16 protein-coding genes are annotated in these 20,352 nt (G+C 72.7%); 5 read left to right on the top strand and 11 right to left on the bottom strand.

Annotated elements, in window-relative coordinates; translation table 11 throughout:
• The first annotated feature begins 132 nt into the window (after positions 1-132).
• Positions 133-2,172, top strand: a complete 2,040-nt coding sequence (locus ABZ818_RS14620) for an ABC transporter ATP-binding protein (RefSeq protein WP_361414108.1) — start codon at positions 133-135, stop codon at positions 2,170-2,172.
• A 153-nt stretch (positions 2,173-2,325) separates the two neighbouring features.
• Here ABZ818_RS14620 and ABZ818_RS14615 read toward each other — a convergent pair whose 3' ends face one another.
• The gene (locus tag ABZ818_RS14615; RefSeq protein WP_361414105.1) at positions 2,326-3,081 is read right to left on the bottom strand and encodes a hypothetical protein; all 756 of its coding nucleotides are present in this window, start codon (positions 3,079-3,081) and stop codon (positions 2,326-2,328) included.
• Positions 3,082-3,088: 7 nt separating this feature from the next.
• Positions 3,089-3,658, bottom strand: coding sequence for a sigma-70 family RNA polymerase sigma factor (locus ABZ818_RS14610; RefSeq protein WP_361414102.1), 570 nt, complete (start codon positions 3,656-3,658; stop codon positions 3,089-3,091).
• A 242-nt stretch (positions 3,659-3,900) separates the two neighbouring features.
• Here ABZ818_RS14610 and ABZ818_RS14605 point away from each other — a divergent pair, with 242 nt between their 5' ends.
• A complete protein-coding gene (locus tag ABZ818_RS14605; RefSeq protein WP_361414327.1) occupies positions 3,901-5,871 on the top strand; it encodes an NAD-binding protein in 1,971 nt (656 codons plus the stop codon).
• A gap of 116 nt (positions 5,872-5,987) precedes the next feature.
• Here the strand turns inward: ABZ818_RS14605 and ABZ818_RS14600 are convergent, their stop codons facing one another.
• Complete coding sequence (locus ABZ818_RS14600) at positions 5,988-7,820, bottom strand: prolyl oligopeptidase family serine peptidase (RefSeq protein ID WP_361414099.1); 1,833 nt, start codon at positions 7,818-7,820, stop codon at positions 5,988-5,990.
• Positions 7,821-8,021: 201 nt separating this feature from the next.
• On the opposite strand from ABZ818_RS14600, the gene ABZ818_RS14595 reads away from it, so the two are divergent.
• A complete protein-coding gene (locus tag ABZ818_RS14595; protein ID WP_361414096.1) occupies positions 8,022-8,837 on the top strand; it encodes an SURF1 family protein in 816 nt (271 codons plus the stop codon).
• Positions 8,838-8,844: 7 nt separating this feature from the next.
• On the opposite strand, the gene ABZ818_RS14590 is transcribed toward ABZ818_RS14595, so the two are convergent.
• The 7 genes from ABZ818_RS14590 to ABZ818_RS14560 all read right to left on the bottom strand — a co-directional run bounded on the left by ABZ818_RS14590 (position 8,845) and on the right by ABZ818_RS14560 (position 15,293).
• Positions 8,845-9,897, bottom strand: a complete 1,053-nt coding sequence (locus tag ABZ818_RS14590; RefSeq protein ID WP_361414093.1) for a hypothetical protein — start codon at positions 9,895-9,897, stop codon at positions 8,845-8,847.
• Between the two features lie 104 nt (positions 9,898-10,001).
• On the bottom strand, positions 10,002-10,577 hold the full coding sequence (locus ABZ818_RS14585) for a SigE family RNA polymerase sigma factor (RefSeq protein WP_141366402.1): 576 nt from the start codon (positions 10,575-10,577) through the stop codon (positions 10,002-10,004).
• 508 nt (positions 10,578-11,085) lie between these two features.
• Positions 11,086-12,177 carry an aspartate-semialdehyde dehydrogenase gene (locus tag ABZ818_RS14580; RefSeq protein ID WP_361414090.1) on the bottom strand — a complete coding sequence of 364 codons (1,092 nt, stop codon included), beginning with the start codon at positions 12,175-12,177 and terminating at the stop codon, positions 11,086-11,088.
• A complete protein-coding gene (locus ABZ818_RS14575; protein WP_361414087.1) occupies positions 12,174-13,451 on the bottom strand; it encodes an aspartate kinase in 1,278 nt (425 codons plus the stop codon). The genes ABZ818_RS14580 and ABZ818_RS14575 overlap by 4 nt, the downstream gene beginning before the upstream one ends.
• A 176-nt stretch (positions 13,452-13,627) precedes the next feature.
• Positions 13,628-14,299, bottom strand: a complete 672-nt coding sequence (locus tag ABZ818_RS14570; protein ID WP_361414084.1) for a DUF5063 domain-containing protein — start codon at positions 14,297-14,299, stop codon at positions 13,628-13,630.
• Complete coding sequence (gene recR / locus ABZ818_RS14565; RefSeq protein WP_141359690.1) at positions 14,292-14,891, bottom strand: recombination mediator RecR; 600 nt, start codon at positions 14,889-14,891, stop codon at positions 14,292-14,294. Before recR ends, ABZ818_RS14570 begins: the two co-directional genes overlap by 8 nt.
• A gap of 57 nt (positions 14,892-14,948) precedes the next feature.
• Complete coding sequence (locus ABZ818_RS14560; RefSeq protein ID WP_141359691.1) at positions 14,949-15,293, bottom strand: YbaB/EbfC family nucleoid-associated protein; 345 nt, start codon at positions 15,291-15,293, stop codon at positions 14,949-14,951.
• A gap of 256 nt (positions 15,294-15,549) precedes the next feature.
• On the opposite strand from ABZ818_RS14560, the gene ABZ818_RS14555 reads away from it, so the two are divergent.
• Positions 15,550-16,299 carry an SLATT domain-containing protein gene (locus ABZ818_RS14555; RefSeq protein ID WP_361414081.1) on the top strand — a complete coding sequence of 250 codons (750 nt, stop codon included), beginning with the start codon at positions 15,550-15,552 and terminating at the stop codon, positions 16,297-16,299.
• Between the two features lie 31 nt (positions 16,300-16,330).
• On the opposite strand, the gene ABZ818_RS14550 is transcribed toward ABZ818_RS14555, so the two are convergent.
• Complete coding sequence (locus ABZ818_RS14550; protein ID WP_361414078.1) at positions 16,331-18,745, bottom strand: protein kinase; 2,415 nt, start codon at positions 18,743-18,745, stop codon at positions 16,331-16,333.
• Positions 18,746-18,977: 232 nt separating this feature from the next.
• Between ABZ818_RS14550 and ABZ818_RS14545 the strand changes: the two genes are divergently transcribed.
• A complete protein-coding gene (locus ABZ818_RS14545; RefSeq protein ID WP_361414075.1) occupies positions 18,978-20,333 on the top strand; it encodes an aspartate aminotransferase family protein in 1,356 nt (451 codons plus the stop codon).
• Positions 20,334-20,352 lie beyond the last annotated feature (19 nt).

Raw genomic sequence — 20,352 nt, 5'->3', positions numbered from 1 at the left:
ATGTTTGCCGCGTTTTGACCTAAATCGCCATCCGATTCCCGCTCTTGGACGTATCCACTCAGAGACAAGTTCCAGCAGGAGGAATTATGGCGATCTTCAACGCACTCTTCCCCACGCTGAACCGGGACTACGGTGAACGCGGCGGTGGCGGCGGCGGACGCGGCGGACACGGCGGACGTGGACGCGGCGGACGCGGCGGACACGGCGGACGCGGTCGCGGTGGACGCGGCGGACGCGGCGGACGCGGCGGACGCGGCGGACGCGGTGGGCGCTACTGACAGCGACACGGAGCGGAGCGGACCGGTGCCCGAAGGAGCCGGTCCGCTTCGTTGGCGTGTCCTGAGGCGTCTTCTGTCCGTGGGCACGGACGCCGACGACGTGGTGGCTGCCGCCCCGCCGTTGCCGCCGCGCGAGATCTTCCGACGCTTCTGGCCCTACACCAGCGGGCGCCGACGCTGGCTCCTGCCGCTCGTCCTGCTCAGTCTGACGGGGCCCGTCATCGACGCGGCCGAACTGTGGCTCTTCAAGGTCATGGTGGACGAGGTACTCGTCCCGCGGGACCTCCACCCCTTCGTCTGGATCGCGCCGACGTATGTGGGACTCATCCTCGTCGGCGGCATCCTGGGCTTCGCCGACGAAGTGACCTCCGCGTACGTCAGTGAACGCTTCCTGCTCGCCCTGCGCTCCGACGTCTTCCGGCACCTCCAGGGGCTGTCGCTCAGATTCTTCGAACGGCGGCGGCTGGGGGACGTGCTGTCGCGGATCACGGGGGACGTGGACGCCGTCGAAACGTTCCTGCTCTCGGGTGTCGTGGACGTGCTCTACGACGTGGTCCGGCTGGGCATCTTCCTCGGCCTGCTCTTCTACCTGAGCTGGGACCTCACGCTCATCGCGATCGTCATCGTGCCGCTGTTCTGGGGCGCCGCCGTCCACTTCTCCCGGCTGATCAAGCAGGCGTCGCGCGAGCGCAGGCGCCGCAGCGGCTCGCTCAGCGCGGTCGCCGAGGAGTCGCTGGGCAACATGACCCTGGTGCAGGCGTACAACCGGCAGGACTGGGAGCAGCGCCGCTTCGAGCGGGAGAACGTGGGCCGTTTCCACGCCGCGATGGCCTCGACGCGGATCGGTGCGGTCTACGAGCCGCTCGTGGAACTCATCGAGGTGTGCGGCGGCGTCGCCGTCATGGCGCTCGGCACCTGGCAGCTCGCGCAGGGGCACCTCACGCTGGGCGGGCTGCTGGTCTTCCTGGCGCTGATCGGCAAGCTCTACAGCCCGGTCCGTGATCTGTCCCATCTCGGCGCCACCTTCTACTCCGCCTCCGCCTCCGCCGAGCGCATAGCGGAGCTGCTCGACCAGCGGTCCGAGGTCCGGGAGGCCGCGGATGCCCGGCGGATCGGCCGGGCGCGCGGCGAGGTCGAGTTCGACGGCGTGTCCTTCCGTTATCCGGACACGTCCCGCTGGGCGCTGTCCGACGTGTCGTTCCACGTCCACCCCGGCGAGACCCTGGCCCTGGTGGGAGCGAGCGGGGCCGGGAAGTCCACGGCGGCCAAGTTGCAACTGCGGTTCTACGACCCCGACCAGGGCGCTGTCCGCCTCGACGGCACGGATCTGCGGGATCTGGTCCTGTCCGACGTGCGCGACAACGTCGCGGTGGTGCTGCAGGAGACGCTGGTCCTGCACGGCACGGTGCGGGAGAACATCGCCTACGGCCGGCCCGACGCGACCGACGCCGAGATCGTGGAGGCGGCCCGCGCCGCGGACGCCGACGAGTTCATCCGGCTGCTCCCGGAGGGTTACGACACCGTGGTCGGCCAGCGTGGCCAGACACTGTCCGGCGGACAGCGCCAGCGGCTGGCCATCGCCCGCGCGATGATCAGGGACGCGCCCGTACTGCTCCTGGACGAGCCCACCACCGGCCTGGACATGGAGTCGAGCCGCCGGATCATGGACCCGCTGCGCCGGCTCATGGCCGGCCGGACGACCATCGTCATCTCCCACAACCTCCTCACGGTCCGCGACGCCACCCGGATCGTGGTGCTCGATCACGGCCGGGTCACCGAGTCCGGGACCCACGACGAGCTGTTCGTGCGCGGCGGCATGTACGCCCGGCTGCACCGGCTGCACAGCATGGCCTCGTCCGCCGGGCCCCCGTCGCAGGGCACGGTGCTGTCATGACCGCCGTCACGCAGAAGGCCGTGGAGCCGCCGCTGCCCGCGGGCACCCGCCCGGTCCCCGGCTACCGGATCCTCGGGCACCTGGCCCGCACGGGCTGACTCGACCTGTACGGCTCCTGGAGCGAGGAACGGGCCTTCCGCTGCGTCACAACCCTCAGGAAGTCTCCTCGCCCGTGGCGAAGTGGGCCCTGGCCAGGACAGTGCCATCGGGGGCGATCACCCGCGCGCCGGCCAGCTTCGCGGGGTCGACGGTGGCCGGGCCGCCCCACGAGCCGCGGCCGTGGTGCAGGGTGAAGTCACCGACGCGGATGGTGGTGCCGTCCTTGCGCACCAGCCGGCAGGTGACCCTGCCCTCGTGGGGAGCGCCGGTCTTGGCGAGGTCGACGGTCATGTAGATCCAGCCCGGGGAGCCGGGATGGGCGTAGACCTCGCCGGCCGGCTTTCCGGCCGCGTCGGCGGAGGTGAACCCGCCCCACAACATGCCCGACCCGACGGCGGCGGTCGAGGCGGGCCCGGCCACGGTGGACTCGATCGCCGTGCCGACCGCCCAGCCGCCGAAGCCGACGGCGAGGAGGACGGCGCCCGCGGCGGCGGCGACCCGTGGCCGTATCCGGCCGAGCACGCCCGGACGCGGGATGCCCGGCGCCCGGGCGTGCGCACGCCCGTCGTGTGCCGCCCGCTGCGTCAGCGCCTGCGCCACCCGGCTCTCGAACCCGACCGGCGGCTCGCTGCCCGGCAGGAGCCCGATCAGCCGGTCGCCCAGCAGAGTCAGCTGTCCGATGTACTCGCGGCAGTCCGCGCACCTCTCCAGGTGCGCGACGGCACCGGCCCGCTCACGGCCGGGCAGCACGCCCAGCGCGAGCTCGACGCCGATCTCGCGAAACTTCTCGCAGCTGATCTCACTGGCCATGGTCGCCTCACTGGAAGGAGGCAAGGGTGGTGCGCAGCTTCCCCATCGCCGTCCTGACCCGTGTCTTGGCGGTGCCCAGCGGAATGTGCTCCCAGTCGGCGATCTGCTGGGCGGTCATGCCGTAGATGCCGGCCATCACCAGGGCACGGCCCTGTTCGCGCGGCAGCTCGGCCACGGCGGCGCGCAGCCGGGACGACGCCTCGTCGGCCAGCGCGTGCCGCTCGGGGGTGTCACTGACGACGTCCAGGATCGCGTCGAGGTCCTCCGGCGCCACCGGCTCCTGACGCCGTGACCGTACGGCGTCAATGGCGAGGTTGTGGGCGATGGTGGTCAGCCAGGTCGTGACCGACCCGCGGCGCGAGTCGTAGATCTGCGCGTGCCGCCACGCCCGCTCGAATGTCTGCTGAGAGATGTCCTCCGCTAGCTGGGGGTCACCGGTGACCGCGACGGCGACACCGAAGACCCGGTGCTGAAACCTGCGTACGAAACTGACCGCGAGTTCCGGATCACCGGTTGCCAGCCCGGACAGCAGAGCCTCATCCGGGAGCCGGCCCACCGGGAACCAGCTTCTCGACACATCCGTATATACGGACCATCCCCGCGCAGGGATTGCCCGACCGAAACGGAATCCCATGCTCCGATTCTCTCGCGGGACCGCTCTCCGCGCGCTCTGTCGCGGAACGGTTTCGGGCAGGGGGCCCTCGGTGACCGCGCGGGAGCCGGGTGGATGGTGGAACCACGCGTCCCGGTACGGCAGTCTCTTCCCTCGTGGGGAGCGTTCCGTATCAGGGTGGTGTGCCGGACGGCACGGGCGTGCACATGGTGGTGTGCGGGGACGACGGGCTCGCGCACCGGTTGGTCGCCGAGTTGCGGGGGGTGTACGGCGAGCACGTGACACTGGTCGTGCCGCCCTCCGAGCGCACGGTGCGGCCACCGGTGGTGGGCCGCAGCCGCACGGCGTCGGCGCTGCTGGACCGGGTGGTGAGCGCGGCCGTGAACCGGGCGGGCGTCGGGGCCGGCGGCGCGGGCAACGGCACGGGCGGGAGCGCGGGCGGTACCGCGGGCGGCCCACCCGCCGGTGCGAACCGGCTTTTGGAGGCCGCCGAACTGACCGAGGCCGTACTCGCGGACGCGGGTGTGGAGCGGGCGGCGGCGCTGGCCCTGGTGTACGACGACGACGAGACCAACATCCGCGCCGCCCTGACCGCCCGCCGCCTCAACCCGCGGCTGCGGCTCGTGGTGCGCCTGTACAACCGGCGGCTGGGCCAGCACATCGAGGAGCTCCTCGACCAGACCGCCGCGCTGGCGGTCGGCGGCGACCACGCGGCGGGCGCCGACGCGTCCACGACCGTGCTGTCCGACGCCGACACCGCCGCGCCCGCGCTGGCCGCCAGCGCCGTCGTCGGCACCAGCAAGGTCGTCCAGACCGACGGGCTGCTGCTGCGCGCGGTGGAACGGCCGCCGCCCGCGCCGGGACAGGTCGCCGACCCCGGGCTGTGCACACTGGCGCTGCTGTCCGCGACGACCAGCGATCCGGCCGGCGCGGACGGTTCCGAGGACAGCGGCGACCAGCGGCCGCAGCTGCTGCCGGACGAGGCGGCGGTACGGGCGGCCACCGGGCGCGCGACCGTGGTGCTGGAGCAGGTCTCGTACGCGGCCGGTGCGCCGCTGTCCGCCAGACGCGTGGTGGCGGCGGCCGTGCCGCCCCTGACGTCGCTGTTCTCGCGGCGGCTGCGGTGGACGGTGGCGGGTCTGCTGGCGTGCGTGTTCGCGCTCGCGGTGGCGTTGTGGGTGGTGGCCGGGGTCCATCCGCTGGGCGCGGTGTACCTGACGCTGCTCGACCTGTTCGCCATCGACGACCCCGCGCTCGGCGAACCGGTCGGACGGCAGCTCCTGCAACTGCTGACCGGGCTGGTGGGTGTGCTGCTGCTGCCGGTGGTGCTGGCCGCGGTGCTCGAGGCGCTGGGCACGTTCCGGTCGGCGTCCGCGCTGCGCAGGCCGCCGCGAGGGCTCGGCGGGCACGTCGTCCTGCTGGGACTCGGCAAGATCGGCACCCGGGTGCTGACGCGGCTGCGGGAGCTGCGCATTCCCGTGGTGTGCGTGGAGTCGGACCCGGAGGCGCGCGGCGTGCCCACGGCGCGGCGGCTGCGGGTGCCGGTGGTGCTCGGGGATGTCACGCAGGAGGGCGTGCTGGAGGCCGCGAAGATCCACCGCGCGCACGCGCTGCTCGCCGTGACCAGCGCGGACACGACGAACCTGGAGGCGGTGCTGTACGCGCGGTCCGTGCGCCCCGATCTGCGGGTGGTCCTGCGGCTGTACGACGACGACTTCGCCACCGCGGTGTACCGCACCCTGCGGGCCGCGCACCCGAACGCCCTGACGCGCAGCCGGAGCGTGACTCACCTGGCGGCGCCCGCGTTCGCCGGCGCGATGTTCGGCCGGCAGATCCTGGGGGCGATCCCGGTGGAGCGGCGGGTGCTGCTGTTCGCGTCCGTGGACGTGGGCGGGCATCCGCAGCTGGAGGGCAGGACGCTCGCGGAGGCCTTCCGGCCGGGGTACTGGCGGGTGCTGGCGCTGGACGTGGGGATGACCGCGGACGAACGGCGGGATCCGGCCGCACCGGAGGCGGCGGCCGAGCACCCGGGCCGGGCCTCGGGTCTGGTGTGGAACCTGCCCGGCACCTATGTCCTGCGGAAGGAGGACCGGGTGGTGCTCGCGGCGACCCGGCGCGGTCTGGCGGAGCTGCTGGGCCGCGGGTCGCGGGAGCGGACGGGGACGCAGGAACCGTAGGAACGGGAGCGCAGGAACCGAGGAACGGGGGGCGCAGGGAGCGTAGGAGGTGCGCGGGGCGGGCCGGGGGTGGCTCAGGACGCGTGGTCCTGGGCCACCTGCGCCCCGCGGCTTCCCTACTTCGGCAGATGCCGCTCCGCGAAGTCCAGCTCCAGGCGGATCTGCTTGATGCGTTCGTCGACGACCAGGGAGCCGTGGCCGGCGTCGTAGCGGTACACCTCGTGGACGGCTTCGCGTGTCTTGAGGCGCTTGACGTAGTTCTCGATCTGGCGGATCGGGCAGCGCGGGTCGTTGACCCCGGCGGAGATGTAGACGGGCGCCTCGACCTGGTCGACGTAGGTCAGCGGCGAGGAGGCCTCGAAGCGCTCGGGCACCTCCTCCGGAGTGCCGCCGAGCAGGGTGCGGTCCATGGCCTTCAGCGCTTCCATCTCGTCGTGGTACGCCGTGACGTAGTCGGCGACCGGGACCACCGCGATGCCCAGCGCCCACAGGCCGGGCTGGGTGCCGAGACCGAGCAGGGTGAGGTAGCCGCCCCAGGAGCCGCCGGTGAGGATCAGCCGGGCCGGGTCGGCCAGTCCCGAGCCGACGGCCCAGTCGCGGACCGCCGCGATGTCCTCCAGCTCGATCAGGCCCACCCGGTGCTTGAGCGCGTCCGTCCACGCCCGGCCGTAGCCCGTCGAGCCGCGGTAGTTGACCCGGACCACCGCGTAGCCGTGGTCGACCCAGGCGGCGGGGCCCGCGGCGAAGGAGTCGCTGTCGTGCCAGGTGGGGCCCCCGTGAATGTCGAAGACCGTGGGGAGCGGCCCGGTCGCGCCCGCGGGCCTCTGCACCAGGGCGTGGATACGGCCGCCGGGGCCCTCCACCCACACGTCCTCCACCGGCACCGACCCCGGGGACTTCATTCCGGGCGGGTCGAGGACCACCCCGCCGTGCGTCGAGCGGACCGCGGAGGGCTCGGCCGCCGAGGACCACAGGTACTCCACGCTGCCGTCCGGGCGGGCGGTCGCCCCGGAGACCGTGCCGGGCGGGGTGGGGATCGTCGTCAGTTCACGGGTGGCCAGGTCGTAGCGGAACAGCTCGCTGCGGGCCTCGAAGCCGTGCACGACGAGCAGTCCGCCGCCGTCCGGGCACCACTCGGCGCTCACGTCGCCGGGCAGGTCGAGCGCCAGGTCGTGCTCCTCGCCCGTCGCCACGTCCCACACCAGCGGCTCCCACCTGCCGCGTCTTTGGTGGCCGACGAGCAGCCGCGTGTCCCCGTCGACCGGCGCGAAGCCCAGTACCTCGAGGCCCAGCTCGACCGTCCCGCCCTTGGTGTCGTCCAGTTCGGCGACCTTCGTGCCGTCCGGGCGCAGTACGCGCAGCGCCGAGTGCATCGCGTCGCCGTGCTCGGTGTGCTCCAGGGCGATCAGCGAGCCGTCGTGGGAGAGGTCGCCCACGCCTGCCGACTCGCGGTGCCGGTAGACCTCCGTCACCCGGCCGTCGCGGGCCAGGTGCAGGGTCGTGCCGTCCTCGTCCGTCGAGCGCCCCACGACCGCCGTGCGGCCGTCCCGGCCGAGCGCGAGGCCCGCCGGATACGACGCCGCGAGGCCGGGCACGGCCGCCTCGTCGGCCCCGCCCTCGAAGGGCTGCCGCCGCCAGACGCCGAACTCGTCGCCGTCCTTGTCGTCGAACCACCAGATCCAGCGCCCGTCCGGCGAGAGCACACCGTCCGTCGTGCCGTTCGGCCGGTCGGTGACCTGCCGCTGCCCGCCCGTCGCCCGGTCCCAGGCGTACAACTCGTACGTCCCCGTCGCGTTCGACACGAACAGGGAGCGCTCCGGCGCGTCCTCCGCCCAGTCGGGCAGGGACACCCGGGGCGCGCGGAAGCGCTTCTCCCAGTCCGGCATCTCCTCGATGAGTGCCCGCCGGTCGAGTTGCTGCGGCGAGTCGGACCCGTTGCTCTCAGTCATGACCCCATACTGCCCGGTCCCGCCGACAAATCGCCGACCGGTCTCCCCAGCCTGTGGACAACTCCGCCCGGACCCTTCGCATCCTCTTGCGATTTCCACACCTTTCCCACCCGCCGGGCGTCCCGCGTCCCGGCCACCCGGCGCCCCTGAGTGCCGACCCCGCGACCGGGGCGGAGCGTGCGGCACCGTACCGTTGAGGGCGTGTACCGGTTTCTGCTGACACCTCGCTGGTGGGGCATCAACGTCTTCGTGCTGCTCGCCATCCCCTTCTGCGTGTTCATGGGGTCCTGGCAGCTGAGCCGGTTCGAGGCCCGGGTGCAGGACCACCGGACCGCGACCGAGCAGGCCGCCTCCTACCGCGAGGAGGCGCCGCGCCCGCTGGACCGGCTGCTGCCCGTGGACAAGCGCACGTCCGGCATGCAGACCACCGCGACCGGCCGGTACGCCGATCAGCTGCTGGTCCCGGACCGCGAGCTGGACGGCAAGCCCGGGTACTACGTGCTGACGCTGCTGCGCACCGACTCCGGCAAGGCGCTGCCGGTCGTCCGCGGCTGGCTGCCGGGGACCCCTGACCCGGCCCGGGTCCCGGCGCCGCCCGCGGGCGAGGTCGCGGTCACCGGAGCGCTCCAGGCGTCGGAGACACCGGGTGACAACGGGGTCAGCGCCCGGGGCGGACTGCCGTCCGGGCAGACCGCGGCGATCAGCGCGGCCTCGCTGGTGAACCTCGTGCCGTACGGCGTGTACGACGCCTGGGTCACCCTCAACCACGCCGACCCCGGAATGACGGCGGTGCCGGCGAAGGCCCCCGACAACACCGGGCTGGACCTGAAGGCGTTCCAGAACCTCGGCTACACCGGCGAGTGGTTCGTCTTCGCCGGCTTCGTGGTCTTCATGTGGTTCCGGCTGCTGCGCCGCGAGGTGGAGGCCCTGCGGGACGCGGAACTGGGGCTGGCGCCCGCGGAGGCCGACGAGGCCCCGGTGCCGGCGCCCGTGTCGAGCGGCGCATCCGGCGCCTGACCGGCCCCTACGACGCCGGGAGCACCCCGGTCCGGTAGATCGTCCCCGCACACGCGTTCGTCACCGTCGCCGACGCCGAGGGCGAGCCGGCCTCCGGGGTGTGGGAGACCACGACGCTGCCGTCGGCCGTGCTGTCCGCCAGGAGCATCTGGGTGTTGGCGCCGCCGTCGGTGCCGGTGCTCGCGGCACCCGTGGTGCTCGCGCCCTGGGTCGGGGACGGGTCGGCCGAGGGCCCGCCGGTCTCGTTGCCGCCGGTGCTGCCGCCGCCGCTGGTCGGACAGGTCTGGGAGGGCACCCAGGCGAACTTCACCTCGTACGCCGAGCCGGACGGCAGGAGCAGTCCGGGCACCTCGGTGGAGGGGTCGGGCAGCTCCGCCGCCGCGTCGCCGGAGGTGTGCGCGACCACGGTGATCCTGGTGGCGTCGGCCGCGCCCTGCGCGAGGGTGCTCACCGATCCGGAACCGCCGACCCGGCAACTGCCGGCGGAGACGTTGGTGACGTGGAAGGTGCCGTAGACGACACCGGCCGAGTCGGGAGCGTCGACGGTGGCGGTGGCGGGGCCGAGCTGGGCGGCCGTGCACACCGGGGCGTCGCTGCCGGAGGAGGCCGAGGGGCTGTCCGGACCGCCGGTGGGTCCGCTGTCGGCAGCGGTGTCCGGACTGCCCTTGTGGTCTTCCTTCCGGTCCTGCGGGCCCCCGCCGGCGGCCTTGTCCGAGGAGCCGCCGATGCCGCTCTCGCCGCCGTCCGGGTTCTTGCCCTGGCTCGTGCCGCCCTGGGCCTGGGAGGCCTTCCCGGCGATCTCCGGATTGGCGTCGGAGTCGGCGGTATAGGACACGTGTACGAGGGCGGGGATGGCGGAGCCGACGAACAGGGCGGCGGCCGCCAGGCCGACGACGGCCTGCCGCTTGCGGGCCCGCCGCGCCGGCACCGCGCGCCGCAGGTGGTTCAGCGTGCCGTCCCGCGGCTCGACATCCTGGACCGCCTGGTGCAGCATCCTGCGCAGTTCCAGCTCGTCCGAGTCGAGCCCGTCCGGGCCGAGTTCGTCGGGGCTGTGGTTCACGGTTCCGTTCCCAGCGTGCGATTGCGTGTGCTCTTGATGCTCCGGCTCGCGCGAAGCGCCGGGTTCGTCCGGCTCGCGGTCGTCGCGGTCCTCGTCGTGGTTCCTCATGCCGACGCCCCCATCGCGACCCGCAGCGCCGCGATGCCGCGCGAGCCGTACGCCTTCACCGAGCCCAGCGAGATCCCGAGGGTCTCGGCGACCTGCGCCTCGGTCATGTCCGCGAAGTAGCGCAGCACCAGGACCTCACGCTGGCGGCGCTGGAGGCCTTTCATCGCCTTGATCAGGGAGTCGCGCTCCAGCTGGTCGTAGGCGCCCTCCTCGGCGCTGGCCATGTCCGGCATCGGCTTGGACAACAGCTTCAGGCCGAGGATGCGGCGGCGCAGGGCCGAACGGGAGAGGTTGACGACCGTCTGCCGCAGGTAGGCGAGGGTCTTCTCCGGGTCCCGGACGCGTTTACGGGCGGAGTGGACGCGGATGAACGCCTCCTGGACCACGTCCTCGCAGGAGGCCGTGTCGTCGAGGAGGAGCGCGGCCAGGCCCAGCAGCGAGCGGTAGTGCGCGCGATAGGTCTCGGTGAGATGGTCGACGGTGGTGCCGGCCGCCACGGTCTCCTCGGCGGCCTCACGCTGACTGGGTATGCGGGCGGGCCGCGCGGCGGGCATGGGCGCGATCACCGGCATGCCGCCGGGAACGCGCGGACGGAGCGCCGCGCGAGGCGGCCGCAGTGCGGTGCCGCGGGTCGCCGCTGGGGATACCTCACGCTCGAAGAGCCTGGGGGTGAACTCGAGAACCTCTGCCACGCCAGTTGGACACGTCTCCCCCCACCGAGGTTGTACGTGCCGGGCAAGTCATTTGCGCCGTGTGACACGTCCGACGACGTTCTCGCGGCAGGCGGCACAACCAAATGCGCCTGGTATGCCCTCATGCGTCCCGCTCATCCCCTATGCCTGAATCACCGGGACGTCCCCACGTCCCGCAGCGTCCCCACGCCCCCGAAGGGCGACCGCAAAGACGCTCCCCGCCCTTCGTGCGGTTGCAAAGGACGGGGAGGCAAATCATCAGCCGCCGAACGGCATGGATCAAGTGGTCCAGCCCACCGGCCGGACCATGATTCTTACATGGATCCTACAAACAAACAGGCCCCTGGCCACGGTATTTCCGGCCGGGGGCCCACTCGCGCGACAGGAGTCACGGCGCCTCGGCCGCCACCAGTTCCGCGATCTGCGCGATGTTCAGGGCCGCGCCCTTGCGCAGGTTGTCACCGCACACGAAGAAATCCAGCGCCGTGGGATCGTCCAGCGCCCGACGCACCCGCCCGACCCACGTCGGATCGGTGCCCACCACGTCGGCGGGCGTGGGGAACTCGCCCGCCGCCGGGTCGTCGTACAGCACCACGCCGGGCGCGGTGGCGAGGATCTCCCGCGCCTTGCCGACCGTGACCTCGCCCTCGAAGCGGGCGTGCACCGTCAGGGAGTGCGTGGTGACCACCGGGACCTGCACGCAGGTCACGGCGACTGGCAGCCGCGGCAGCCCGAGCACCTTGCGGGACTCGTCCCGCAGCTTCATCTCCTCCGACGACCAGCCCTCGTCGCACAGCGACCCGGCCCACGGCACGACGTTCAGCGCCACCGGCTCCGGGAACGGACCGGTGTCGTCCCCGACGGCCCGTCGCACGTCACCGGGGCTGGTCCCCAGCTCGGTGCCCGCCACCAGGGACAGCTGCCGGCGCAGGGTCTCCACGCCCTCGTGTCCGGCTCCGCTCACCGCCTGGTACGAGGAGAGGACCAGCTCGCGCAGGCCGAACTCGGCGTGCAGCGCGCCCAGCGCCACGATCATGGACAGGGTGGTGCAGTGGGGGCTGGAGACGATCCCGCGCGGGCGCCGCCGCGCCGCGTGCGGGTTGACCTCGGGCACGACGAGCGGCACGTCCGGGTCGGTGCGGAAGGCGCCCGAGTTGTCGACCACCACCGCGCCCCGGGCGGCGGCGAGCGGCGCCCAGTGCGCGGCTGCCTCGTCGGGGACGTCGAACAGGGCGATGTCCACCCCGTCGAAGGCGTCCTCGGCGAGCGCGGCCACCTCGACCTCCTCGCCGCGCACGGTCAGCCTGCGGCCGATCGCGCGCTCGGACTCCGCGCCGCTCGGGCGCGGGTGGGAGTCCGGGGGAATGGCGAGCAGGCGGATGTCGCCCCAGATGTCCGCGCGCTGGGACAGGATCCGGAGCAGTACCGTGCCGACGGCTCCGGTCGCACCCACGACCGCGAGCGTCGGTCGGTCGCTCATCGCCCGGTGCCTCCGTAGACGACGGCTTCGTCGCTGTCGGAGTCGAGCCCGAAGGCGGTGTGCACGGCGCGCACGGCCCCCGGCACGTCGTCCTGGCGGGTGACGACCGAGATACGGATCTCGGAGGTCGAGATCAACTCGATGTTCACGCCCGCGTCGGACAGCGCGGTGAAGAAGTCGGCGGTGACGCCCGGGTTGGTCTTCATACCCGCGCCGACCAGGGAGATCTTGCCGATCTGGTCGTCGTAGCGCAGGGAGTCGAAGCCGATGCCGGCCCGGTTCTTCTCCAGCGCGTCGATGGCCTTGCGGCCCTCCGCCTTCGGCAGTGTGAAGGAGATGTCCGTCAGGCCGGTGGAGGCGGCGGACACGTTCTGCACGACCATGTCGATGTTGATCTCGGCATTGGCGATCGTACGGAAGATGGAGGCGGCCTCGCCGGGCTTGTCGGGCACGCCGACGACCGTGATCTTGGCCTCGGAGGTGTCGTGTGCGACACCGGAGATGATGGCCTGCTCCACCTTCTTGTCCCCTCGCTGAATCGGCTCGCTGCTGACCCACGTGCCCTGCAACCCGCTGAAGGAGGATCGGACGTGGATCGGGATGTTGTACCGGCGCGCGTACTCCACACAGCGGTGGAGCAGCACCTTGGAGCCGGACGCGGCCAGCTCCAGCATGTCCTCGAAGGAGATCCAGTCGATCTTCCGGGCCTTCGCCACCACGCGCGGGTCGGCGGTGAACACGCCGTCGACGTCGGTGTAGATCTCGCACACCTCGGCGTCGAGGGCGGCCGCGAGCGCGACGGCGGTGGTGTCGGACCCGCCACGCCCCAGCGTGGTGATGTCCTTCCGTTCCTGGCTGACGCCCTGGAAACCGGCGACGATGGCGATGTTGCCCTCGTCCAGCGCGGTCCGGATACGGCCCGGCGTGACGTCGATGATCCGGGCTTTGTTGTGCACCGAGTCGGTGATGACACCTGCCTGGCTGCCGGTGAACGACTGGGCCTTGCTGCCCAGGTTTTTGATCGCCATGGCCAGCAGGGCCATGGAGATCCGCTCTCCGGCGGTCAGCAGCATGTCGAGCTCGCGCCCGGCAGGCATCGGGGAAACCTGCTCGGCGAGATCGATCAGCTCGTCCGTCGTGTCGCCCATCGCGGAAACCACGACAACCACGTCGTTGCCGTTCTTCTTGGCTTCCACGATCCGCTTGGCGACGCGCTTGATGCCCTCGGCATCGGCTACGGAGGAGCCTCCGTACTTCTGCACGACAAGGCCCACGTGCGCTCCTCGCTCAGTCCGTGTCCATCGCACTCACGCATATGCGGTGCGGTCGGCTCAGTCTATCGAGCGTCCGAATTTCCCTTTCGCGATATCGCATGGTGAGATACCCGGCGCCCGTTCGTCAGAACGGCTCATGCCCAGGGAGTGGAATGCCACTCGGAAAGTGCGCCGCGTCACACCGTGCGGTCAGGCGCCCGGCGCAGTCCCAGCGGGTCCGCGATCTCCTCCGCCATGACCTTGCCGGCCTCGAACTCCAGGGTCTCGTCGCCCATGCCCTGGTCGGTGTCCAGGCCGTCCAGCTCCTCCAGGGGCTGGTTGAGGCGGACGTGGGCGACCAGGGACTGGAGGGCGCGCAGGGTGGCGGAGGCCGTGGAGCCCCAGTTGGAGAAGTAGGAGAACTGCCACCACCACAGGGCCTCGGTGGTGCGGCCGGCGCGGTAGTGGGCCATGCCGTGCCGCAGGTCGGCCATGACGTCCGCCAGGTCGTCGGAGATACGGGCGGGCACGGGTGCCCGGCGCGGCTCGTAGGGGTCGAAGACCTCGGAGTAGACGTCGATCGGCTCCAGCAGGCGCGCGAGGTTCTCGCGGAGCTGGTCCACGTCCTGCTCCGGGCCGGAGTCGGGTTCGTAGCGCTCGTCGGGGACGATGTCCTCGTGCGCGCCGAGCCGGCCGCCGGCCAGCAGCAGCTGGGAGACCTCCAGCAGCAGGAAGGGCACCGCCGAGTCCGGCTCGTCGCCCTTGGCGACCTCGGTGACCGCGACCAGGAAGCTCTCCACCTGGTCGGCGATCTGGACCGCGAAGTCGTCCGGGTTCTGGCTGGTGGCGTGCAGCGTGGCGTCAGACATCTAGGAGTCGTCTCCCCTCGAAGGCGCGGCCGAGGGTGACCTCGTCCGCGTATTCCAGGTCACCGCCCACCGGAAGGCCGCTGGCCAGGCGGGTGACCTTCAGGCCCATGGGCTTGATCATGCGGGCGAGGTACGTCGCCGTCGCCTCGCCTTCGAGATTCGGGTCCGTGGCCAGGATCAGCTCGGTGACCGTGCCGTCCGCCAGACGGGCCAGGAGTTCCCGGATGCGCAGGTCGTCCGGGCCGACGCCCTCGATGGGGCTGATCGCCCCGCCGAGGACGTGGTAACGGCCGCGGAACTCGCGGGTGCGCTCGATGGCGACGACGTCCTTCGGCTCCTCGACCACGCAGATGACCGAGGGGTCGCGACGGCTGTCGCGGCAGATCCCGCACAGCTCCTCCTGCGCGACGTTGCCGCAGGTCGCGCAGAAGCGGACCTTCGCCTTCACCTCGAGCAGGGCCTGAGCGAGCCGCCGTACGTCCGCCGGTTCCGCCTGAAGGATGTGGAAGGCGATCCGCTGCGCGCTCTTGGGACCGACGCCGGGCAGCCGCCCGAGCTCGTCGATGAGGTCCTGGACCACGCCTTCGTACAACGGACTGCCGTCCTTCCTGGTCGCTTCGGTACGTACGGTAGTTGCCCGGAGCCCGCCTCAGAAAGGCAGCCCCGGGATTCCGGTGCCGCCGCCCAGGCCCTGGGCCAGCGGGCCGAGCTTCTGCTGCTGGAGTGCCTGGGCGTTCTCGTTGGCCGCCTGGACGGCGGCGACGATCAGGTCGGCGAGGGTCTCGGTGTCCTCCGGGTCCACCGCCTTGGGGTCGATCTTCAGCGCGCGCAGCTCGCCGGCGCCGGTGACGGTGGCCTTCACCAGACCGCCGCCCGCCTGCCCGTCGACCTCGGTCCGCGCCAGCTCCTCCTGGGCCCGCTGAAGGTCCTGCTGCATCTTCTGGGCCTGCTGGAGCAGCTGCTGCATGTTGGGCTGGCCACCACCGGGAATCACGATCAGCTCCTGCGTTCGTACGGCTTTCCGGGCGGGGGGCCGATTCGCCGGTTCCCCGCTGGCACGAGCCTACGTGGTCCGGGCAGGCAGCGCCCCGCCACTCTTTCGAGTGAGTCTTGGATGAGTTCTATACCTGATCAAGGCCCTCTTACGGGCGGAAAAGCCGTACTTCCCGGCGCCTCGCCACCCATTGGGGGGTAGGAAGGGTCCGGCGTGTCAGCCAGCGTCACGGATCGTAATCAGTAGGGAGTGCCGGGTGGGTCAGCCGGAGATGCAGCCCGAGCGGCCGCCGCAGAACGGGCGGGACGATGGGGCGGCCGGGCTGCGGCCGGGCGATCTGACCGGGCGGCCGTTCCCGCTCGGCGACTGGAGCGAGCCGGCGCAGCGGCTCGACGAGCTGTATCGCTGGGTGGAGCGGGGGGCGCTGCAGACCGTGGCCTGGTATCTCGGGGAGCGGGTGTGGAAGCGGCGCGGGGCGCGTGCGCTGCGGGCCGGGGCGGCGGCGGGGGCGGTGACGGGGGCGGCGCTGCCCCTGCTCGATCTGACCGGGGCGGCCGACGGCGTGGCGCCGTGGGGGTATGTGGCGCTGCTGCTGTGCGTGGCATGCGTCGGGATCGACCGGTACTTCGGGGTGACGGCCGGGTGGATGCGGGACGTGGCGACCGCGCAGGCCGTGCAGCGCCGGTTGCAGGCGCTGCAGTTCGACTGGGCGTCCGAGAACGTGCGGGAGGTGCTGGGCCCGGCGGAGGGAACGGCCGGCGAGGCCGCCGAGCGGTGCCTGGGGGTGCTGCGGCGGTTCTCGGAGGACGTCAACGAGCTGGTGCGCACGGAGACGGCCGACTGGATGGTGGAGTTCCACATCGGCTCGGCGCCGATGGGCCTTCAGGCGGCGGGGCCGGGGGCGACCGGGCGGGCCGAGCCGGGCGGCGGGCACGGGCGCCTGCCGCTGCCGCCGGGCGCCGCACGGCCGAACATGCCCCGGCAGCGGCCGCCGGAGCCGCGGTGACTCCGGTCACCGCCCGGTGGCGCCGACGCCGTCACTGCCTGGTGTACGCCAGCTTCTCCCCGCTGCCGGTGTTCACGCGCTGGAGCGTGCCGTCCGGCAGCAGGGTGACCTGCGTGGCAGCGCCCGGGTTGCACCCCTCGCTGTGCTGTCCGGTCGTGACGACGGAGGGGCCGATCTCCAGTGGGCCGCCGCTACTCGGGCGCTGGGCCAGCCGGGCCTCGAACACGCAGTGATAGGTGCTGCCGCTGTCGGTGGGGCCGTCGGCGACGAGGGTGAGCACGGTGTCGCCCACGTCTCCCTGGGTGATGGTGAGCCGGCGGCTGTTCGCTCCGTAGGCGTTGTGGATCGTCGCCGTCCAGCTGCCGAGGTAGCCGGTCGGGACCACGCCGTCGGCCGGTGACGGGGACTCCGGCTGCGAGGCCGCCGGTGACGGGTCGGAGCCGTCGGGGCCCGTGGCGTCGTGCGTGGTGGGCACGCTGACGGCCGGCGTCGGACCGGCCCCGCCGCCCTTGTTGTCGCTGTCGCCGCCGCCGCGCATCAGGGCGTACACGGAACCGCCCGCGCCGAGCGCCACCACCAGTGCCACCGCGACCAGCGCCGCGGTGGAGCGGCCGCTGCGGCGCGGCTCCCGGTCCCGGAGCGGGCTCGGGCCGTACGGCGGGGTCGAGCCGATCGGGGGCGGGCCGTACGGAGGGGTCTGGCCGAGGCCGCCGTACGGGTGGTTCCCGGGCGGCGCGCCCCAGCCGCCCGGCTGCTGCGGGTAGCCGTAGGCGGCGGGCTGCGGGTGCTGCTGGGGGTAGCCGTACGGGACGGAAGCGGGTGCCGGGCCCGGCGGTGGCACCTGCCCCGCGATCATGGTGGGCAGGTGATTGACCGGAGTGTGGCCCCCACCGCCGGGCTGCCCGGGCGGCGGCACGGAGGCGTCGGAGACGGGCGCGTGCTCGGGGGAGGCGTACGGCTGCGCCCCGGCGGGACCGGCAGCACCCACCCCCTGCGAGCCACCCCCGGCCCCGGAACCGGCAGCGGGCGCCCCGGAGACAGCCCCAGCCCCTCCAGGAACCCCGGCGGCTCCCGGCACACCGGGCGGCACCGAGGCTCCGTGAGGGCCAGGCACACCGGCAGCAGGCGCTCCCGGAACGACCCCAGCGCCTCCCGGAGCCCCAGCGCCTCCCGGAGCCCCGACGGCTCCCGGAGCCCCGACGGCTCCCGGCACACCGGGCGTACCGGACGGCGCGGCCGCCCCGTGAGGGCCAGGCACACCGGCAGTGGGCGCCCCCGGAACGGCACCAGCCCCGCCCGAACCCCCGGCGGCTCCCGGCGTACCGGGCGACACCGGCGCCCCATAAGGGCCGGGCGCACCCGAAGCGGCGGCTGCGGCGGCCCCGAGCCCGGCAGCCGGCGTTCCCGGCACTTCCCCGGGAGCCCCGGACGATCCGTAAGGGCCGGGCGCACCCGACGCCTGCCCCGCGGGGCCCGTCGGGCTCTTGGTGAGGTCGGGGGGTGCCGCCGGCTCGCGCGGTTCCTCCGGGTTCTCCGCTTCCAGGAGCTGGACCGCGTGGCGTCCGAGCTGGGCGACCAGGGCGCTCGGCAGCCACGGGTCGCGCAGGCGGCCGTCGGCGATCGTGTCCTCGGCGCCGGTGCGCTGGACGATCTGGTCCACGGTGGGCCGGGCCGCCGGATCCTTCTTCAGGCAGGCGCGGACGAGGTCGGCGATGCCCTCGGGCAGCGCCTCGAGGTCGGGCTCCTTCTCGGCGATGCGGTACATCAGCGCGTGCACTCCACTGTCGGTGCCGCCGAACGGAAGCACGCCGGTCGCCGCGTACGCGATGACCGAGCCCAGGCAGAAGACGTCGCACGCGGTCGTGATCCGGTCGCCGCGGACCTGCTCGGGCGCCATGAACCCGGGCGAGCCGACCAGCGCGCCGGTCCGCGTGAGCCCGCCGTCCGTGACGGTCTCCAGCGCGCGGGCGATGCCGAAGTCGATGACGCGCGGCCCGTCGATCGTCACCAGCACGTTGGAGGGCTTGAGGTCGCGGTGGATGAGGCCGGCGGCGTGGATGTCCTTCAGCGCACCCGCCAGCCCGGCCGCGAGGATCCGCACCGACCGCTCGGGCAGCGGGCCGTGGTCGTGCCCGACGACCCGTTGCAGGCTCGGCCCGGCGACGTACCCGGTGGCCACCCACGGCACGGCGGCCTCGGTGTCCGCGTCCAGTACGGGCGCGGTCCAGTACCCGCCGACCTGTCGCGCGGCCCGCACCTCCTGCCGGAACCGCGCCCGGAACTCCTCCTGCTGCGCCAGCTCCGGCCGCACCAGCTTCACGGCGACGGTCCGCCCCCGGTCCGACCGGGCCAGGAACACCTGCCCCATGCCGCCGGCCCCGAGCCGCGCCAGCAGCCGGTACGCGCCGATACGCTGCGGATCGCCAGGCCCCAGCCGCCTCTCCATGGCCGAACCGCCTCCCCCCGATATCCCCCGATACGGTCCCTGTGCGTCAGACCGAGAATAGTGCGGCGGCCGTCCGGCCGGGCGCCCCGGTGTCTACGGTTCCGTAACAGGTCCGATCCGTAACAGGTCCGACCCGCGCGGGCCCGCTCACGACAACCTGTCGCTAAAACCCCGCGTCCGCAGACAGGGCGCCGATGTCGCGCTCCCGTCCGCGCCGTTTACCCTCGGCCGCATGACCCCTCAGCCGAATCCCGAAGCCGGTGCAGTCGTCAAGGCCGCGGACCGGGCGCACGTGTTCCACTCCTGGTCCGCCCAGGACCTCATCGACCCGCCGGCCGTGGCCGGTGCCGACGGTTCGTACTTCTGGGACTACGACGGCAAGCGTTTCCTGGACTTCACCAGCGGGCTCGTCTTCACCAACATCGGCTACCAGCACCCCAAGGTCGTCGCCGCGATACAGGAGCAGGCCGCCACGCTGGCCACGTTCGCGCCGGCGTTCGCCGTCGAGGCACGGTCCGAGGCGGCACGGCTGATCGCCGAGCGGACGCCGGGCGACCTGGACAAGATCTTCTTCACCAACGGCGGCGCGGACGCCGTCGAGCACGCGGTGCGCATGGCACGGCTGCACACCGGGCGGTCCAAGGTGCTCTCGGCCTACCGCTCGTACCACGGCGGCACGCAGCAGGCCATCAACATCACCGGCGACCCGCGACGCTGGGCGTCGGACACCGGCTCGGCCGGCGTGGTGCGCTTCTGGGCGCCCTTCCTCTACCGCTCCCGCTTCTACGCCGAGACCGAGGAGCAGGAGTGCGCGCGGGCGCTCGAGCACCTGGAGGCGACGATCGCCTTCGAGGGGCCCGCGACCATCGCCGCGATCATCCTGGAGACCATCCCCGGCACCGCCGGGATCATGGTGCCCCCGCCCGGCTACCTGGCCGGGGTGCGCGAGCTGTGCGACAAGTACGGGATCGTCTTCATCCTGGACGAGGTCATGGCCGGCTTCGGGCGGACCGGTGAGTGGTTCGCGGCGGACCTCTTCGACGTCGTGCCGGACCTGATGACCTTCGCCAAGGGCGTGAACTCCGGGTACGTGCCGCTGGGCGGTGTCGCCATCTCCGGGAAGATCGCGGAGACCTTCGGCAAGCGGGCCTACCCCGGCGGTCTGACGTACTCCGGGCACCCGCTGGCGTGCGCGGCGGCCGTCGCGACGATCAACGTGATGGCCGAGGAGGGCGTCGTCGAGAACGCCAAGCGGCTCGGTGCCGAGATCGTGGAGCCGGGGCTGCGCGAGCTGGCCGAGCGGCACCCGAGCGTCGGCGACGTGCGCGGCGTGGGCATGTTCTGGGCCCTGGAACTGGTGAAGAACCGCGAGACCCGCGAGCCGCTGGTGCCGTACAACGCGACCGGGGAGGCGAACGCCCCCATGGCAGCCTTCGGCGCCGCCGCGAAGGCGAACGGCCTGTGGCCCTTCATCAACATGAACCGCACGCACGTCGTCCCGCCGTGCAACGCGACCGAGGCCGAGCTGAAGGAGGGCCTCACGGCACTGGACGCCGCGCTGTCGGTGGCCGACGAGCACACCGCGTAGCGGCGCGGGCCGCGCGAGC

The sequence above is a fragment of the Streptomyces sp. NPDC047453 genome (genome assembly GCF_040643155.1).
GTDB lineage: Bacteria > Actinomycetota > Actinomycetes > Streptomycetales > Streptomycetaceae > Streptomyces.
Note: the sequence above shows the minus strand (reverse complement) of the source record. Positions and strands in the feature narration are given on the sequence as shown.